Genomic DNA, 4972 nt, shown 5'->3' with positions numbered 1-4972 from the left:
ATCGGAAATTGGATTGGGTGCCTTTCCCATCTCGGGAAGACAACAGCGAGCAGATGGAAGCATTGAAGTGTGGTCGGGTACAAGCGATGCGGAATCCATCGCACTGATCCATCGCTGTGAAGAACTCGGTGTGAACTTAATCGATTCTGCGGAAGGCTATGGCGACGGGCACAGCGAAGAACTCGTCGGACAAGCCCTACAGGGACGGCGAGACAAATGGATCATTGCGACCAAAGTGCAGCCAAACCGGGACATTGACCAGAACGATGAGCAATCAGTACACAACCGGATTGTCGAAGCATGCGAAAACAGCTTAAAACGCATGCAAACGGACTTTATCGACATTTATCAACTGCACGCAATCCCGTACGAATGGGCCATGCCCGCCGTAATGAAAACCCTCGAAAAATTGCAACGGGAAGGCAAAATCAGATGGTACGGTATCTCGACCAACAACCGGGAAGCCATCGATAAACTGCAGGCGCTGGGACCCATCCACATTTTGCAGATCGGATACAATTTATTGGAACGCAGTGCCGACGAATTACTGCACTGGTCAAAAGAACAAAAAATAGGCACACTCATCCGCGTACCCCTTGCAAAGGGCCAATTGACCGGAAAATACTTTGGACAGAATGCCGAGAAAATACCGCAAAACGATTTGCGTTACGAACGATTTCAACGTCCTGCAGTGCAAGAGGGATTAAAAAAATTGCCCGAACTTTTGTTTTTGCAAACAGCGCAGCGAACCATGGCACAGGCAGCTCTGCGATTTGTGTTAGACCACCCCGGCGTATCCTGCGTCATTGCTGGCGCAAAAAATCGACAACAAGTTGAAGACAACACAGCAACGTCAGACATGCCACCGCTCACACACGAAGAACTATCTCGCGCCCTTCCCATCGCAGATGTGATTGGCACAGCGGGATGGATTGGGTGACAGCGGTCAGCAGCAGTGTCATCTCTAAAGGGCAACCACAAGAAATTTTCCCCACAAACTGGGGCTTGAATAACTGGGGTGCAGTTAAATGCGTTTTTTCAATACAGCTGGACCTATCAAACCGGATATGCATTACTATGTCCCACCGTTAGAACGGATTGACTTCGACGAGGTCATGCTGATGATTGAGCAGCAAAGATACTTTGTCATGCATGCACCCCGACAGACGGGCAAGACATCTATACTGCTGGCACTGATGGACGAACTGAACAGCAGCAGGCGATATCGTTGCCTATACATCAATGTCGAAATCGGCCAGTCCGCACGCGAGGATGTTGGCGCGGCCATGCAGGCGATACTGGGGCAATTGGCTTCGAGAGCAGAACGCATTCTGGGCGAGCGAATCGTGAAGAAGGTCTGGCGCGAGGCCCTTGAGAAATTTGGCCCCCACGGAGCATTACAAGAAGTGCTGAGCCACTGGACTGCGGCCGACAATAGGCCGCTGGTGCTGATGATTGACGAGATTGACGCGCTGATCGGCGACACCCTCCTTTCCGTGCTGCGGCAACTCCGTGCGGGCTATCCCGACCGCCCGTATCAATATCCACAAACCGTCATCCTGTGCGGCGTACGCGATGTGCGCGATTACCGCATCCAATCAACCGCAGAAAACGCGATTATCGCTGGCGGCAGCGCGTTCAATATTCGCACTAAGTCCCTGCGTCTGGGCGATTTCACACGAGAAGAAGTGCAAACACTGCTGGCGCAACACACTGAGGAGACGGAACAAATATTTGCCGAGAATGCCCAAAGCACGATCTGGGAACTGACACAGGGACAGCCCTGGCTCGTGAACGCCCTGGCCTACGAAGCTTGTTTTGATAACAAAGCCGGACGAGATCGCAGCCAACTCATCACTGCCAACGCGATATGCGACGCCCGCGAACAACTCATCCTGCGCCGGGAAACGCACCTCGACCAACTCACCGACAAATTACAGGAAGAGCGCGTCAGGCGCGTAGTCGAACCCCTGTTGAGTGGCGCCGAATCCACCGAGGCGATTCCCCAGGACGACGTAGAATATGCCCGCGATCTGGGCCTCTTGCGCCGGGAAGGTCCCATCGCCATCGCCAATCCAATTTATCAGGAAGTCATCCCCCGAGACCTCACCTATACCACGCAGGAATATCTTGTTCAAGACACAGCCTGGTACGTAGATGCAGATGGCCGCTTGTGTCTCGACGATCTACTAACCGCCTTTCAGGAATTTTTCCGCGAACATTCGGAACACTGGGTCGAGCGGTTCCAGTACAAAGAAGCCGGTCCACAGTTGCTGCTCCAGGCGTTTCTCCAGCGCATCGTCAACAGCGGCGGACGGATCGAACGCGAGTATGGCCTGGGCCGCATGCGCACAGACTTGTTGATCTTATGGCCAGCACTCAGCGATACTCGCCCCGATCAAGCGGTTCAAAAGGCAGTAATCGAATGCAAACTGCTTCACAAGAGCCTGGAACAGACCGTGCGTGAGGGCCTCAAACAGACCCATGCCTACATGGATCGTTGCGCAGCAACCGAAGGCCACCTCGTCATCTTTGACCGTAGCCCGGACGTATCATGGGACGACAAGATATTCCGTCGCGAAGAGGACATAGGGAATGCGAAAATCACTGTGTGGGGGATGTGATGAGAAAAGCATCCGTAGCAATGATAAGAGATAGACACATGAAAACCTCTGTTCTTCGTTTCGCCATTCTCGCATTGATGGGTCTTATTCTATCGCCGCTGGCCATCGCCCATGAGTTGCCTTCGCCAACCGATAGCGTGCATTTCCAGCCCCTGGATTACGACAGTGAGAGACACGGTCACCGCCCTGCGACCAAACAGCTGGCGGGTCTGAACGTCGGCGAACCACGCACGGTAAGGATGATCTACTTTTTGCCCAATGATCGCCCGTTTCGTGCCCACAGGGTTCAACAGATGAAAGATGAGATTCGCAATCTTCAGGCATTTTTCGCCGAGCAGATGCAGATGCACGGCTACGGCGATAGAACCTTCCGTTTTGAAACCGATGAACAGGACGAACCGCTGGTGCATCGCGTGGATGGTCAACAACCTGACAGTCACTATCTCTATGATACGAGAGGTACTGTGCTTGACGAGATTGAACAGGTGTTTGATCTCTATACGAATATTTACTTGATCTTCATTGACAATAGTATAAATGCAATTGGTCGAGGTAGTCGGCGTGTGGGAGGTGTCGCGAGCCAGACGAGCAAAAATAGTGGCTCTGTATCGGTTCCTGGCAAAACTAACTGGAGAACAGTGGCTCATGAACTTGGGCACGCCTTCGGATTACATCACGATTTTAGGAATGACGCGTACATCATGTCGTATGGAGGCTATCAACGTAATTCTCTATCTGCATGCCATGCCAAATTTTTATCCGTACATACCTACTTCAATCCCGATACCCCAATTGAAGAAGGGTCGCTGCCCACTATCGAACTCATTTCGCCATATGTATCCGGCAGGGGAACAAGAGTCTCTATCCAGCTTAAAGTTAGAGATCCTGATGGAGTTCATCAGGTGCTCCTCACTAACGGTGGCAGCAGCAGGAGAACGTGTCGTGAATTAATGGGTAAAAAAGATGCCGTTGTTGAATTCTATTATTATGATGTTATTCCACCTGATGGTGTTACGAGTCTTCCCAACCCCACTGTACATCGGATTTCGGTACAAGCCGTTGATATGAATGGGAATCAAAACCGCAAGGCGTCTTTTGTTCTTGATGTATCTAAGTGGCCGCGCCCTCATCCTCAAATGCTGGAGAAAATCTCCGGCGAGAAGCAACAAGGATCACCCGGTGTACAATTGGTCGAGCCGTTTGTGGTTTCGGTGCTGGATCAAAACGGATCGGCGATTGCCGGGTTGGGTGTCACCTTTGTGGTTACCGCAGGCGGGGGAACGCTCTCTGTTGAGACCGCCTTCACCGATGCCAAGGGCCGCGCCTCCACTACGCTGACACTCGGGAACCATCCGGGGACCAACACGGTTGAGGTAACGGTGGCCGGGCTCGTCTCCGAAATCTTTACCGCAAAAGCTTTGGCTACTCCCGACTTTGATGGCGATGGTACTGTTGGTATTCCCGATTTCTTGCTCTTTGTAGATCAGTTCGGATTAAGTCAAGGTGATGTGGGATATGACGTGCGGTTTGATCTGGATGGTGATGGCACAATTGGGATTGGCGATTTTCTAATCTTTGTCGAAGACTTTGGTAAAAAAGTGCCATCCAATTGACCTGTTTGCGCGTCCCCACTACAACATTAATCTGCAGGAGGATTATCATGAAAATCACCGCATTAAAAACATTCATTGCGCCCACAACGGGAAATTTTTTCGTCAAAGTCGAAACAGACGAAGGAATTTATGGTCTGGGAGAAGCGGGCGTAATACGTCGCGGAACCGCGATAGCCGAAGTGATCCGCTCGTTTTCCCCAGACGTTATCGGGCAAGACCCCTTTCGGATCGAATATTTGTGGCAGGTCATGTTTCGCGGCGGATTTTTTCCAGGCGGCGTGGTACAGTCAGCGGCAGTGAGCGCCGTTGACATCGCGCTCTGGGACATAAAAGGCAAAGCTCTGGGCGTACCTGTCTATGAACTACTGGGCGGAAGAACCCGCGACAAAGTGGCGTGTTATCCGCATGTTGGCGATAAGTACAATATCGACCGCCTGGTCGCAAATTGTGTGCAACGACAGGAGGAAGGCTGGAAATTTGCCCGCTGGAGCATGAGCGATCCCACAGATCCCAGTGTATTTGAACCTTCGCGCGCCGTGCGTTATGGCATTGAACAGGTAAAAGCCGTGCGCGAAGCCTGTGGCGATGAATTCGAAATCTGCGTCGATATTCACACGCGACTGGATCCCACCTGGGTAATTGCATATTGCAAAGGCGTGGAACCCTATCGCCCATTTTTTATCGAAGACCCATTGCGAAGTGAAAGCACACAGAGCCTGCGACTCGTGCGACAAA

At 51.8% G+C, this 4972-nt stretch carries 4 protein-coding genes; all 4 read left to right on the top strand.

The genetic code is table 11. The features are described 5' to 3' along the window. Nucleotides 1-940: aldo/keto reductase (locus OXG87_17865; GenBank protein MCY3871420.1), on the top strand; the 940-nt coding region annotated here is incomplete at its 5' end. Nucleotides 941-1067: 127 nt separating this feature from the next. Beyond that, nucleotides 1068-2624 (top strand): AAA-like domain-containing protein, encoded by a 1557-nt coding sequence (locus OXG87_17860; GenBank protein ID MCY3871419.1) that lies wholly within the window; start codon nucleotides 1068-1070, stop codon nucleotides 2622-2624. A gap of 38 nt (nucleotides 2625-2662) precedes the next feature. Continuing rightward, nucleotides 2663-4237 carry a M12 family metallo-peptidase gene (locus tag OXG87_17855; protein MCY3871418.1) on the top strand — a complete coding sequence of 525 codons (1575 nt, stop codon included), beginning with the start codon at nucleotides 2663-2665 and terminating at the stop codon, nucleotides 4235-4237. 47 nt (nucleotides 4238-4284) lie between these two features. Beyond that, on the top strand, nucleotides 4285-4972 hold a 688-nt coding region (locus OXG87_17850), incomplete at its 3' end, for a mandelate racemase/muconate lactonizing enzyme family protein (protein ID MCY3871417.1).

The sequence above is a fragment of the Gemmatimonadota bacterium genome, assembly GCA_026706845.1.
Taxonomy (GTDB): Bacteria; Latescibacterota; UBA2968; order UBA2968; family UBA2968; genus VXRD01.
Note: the sequence above shows the minus strand (reverse complement) of the source record. Positions and strands in the feature narration are given on the sequence as shown.

Bases quoted from the DNA above. Each gene is read 5' to 3' on its own strand.
- OXG87_17860 (MCY3871419.1), top strand. From the start codon at position 1,068: ATGCATTACTATGTCCCACCGTTAGAACGGATTGACTTCGACGAGGTC.
- OXG87_17855 (MCY3871418.1), top strand. From the start codon at position 2,663: ATGAAAACCTCTGTTCTTCGTTTCGCCATTCTCGCATTGATGGGTCTT.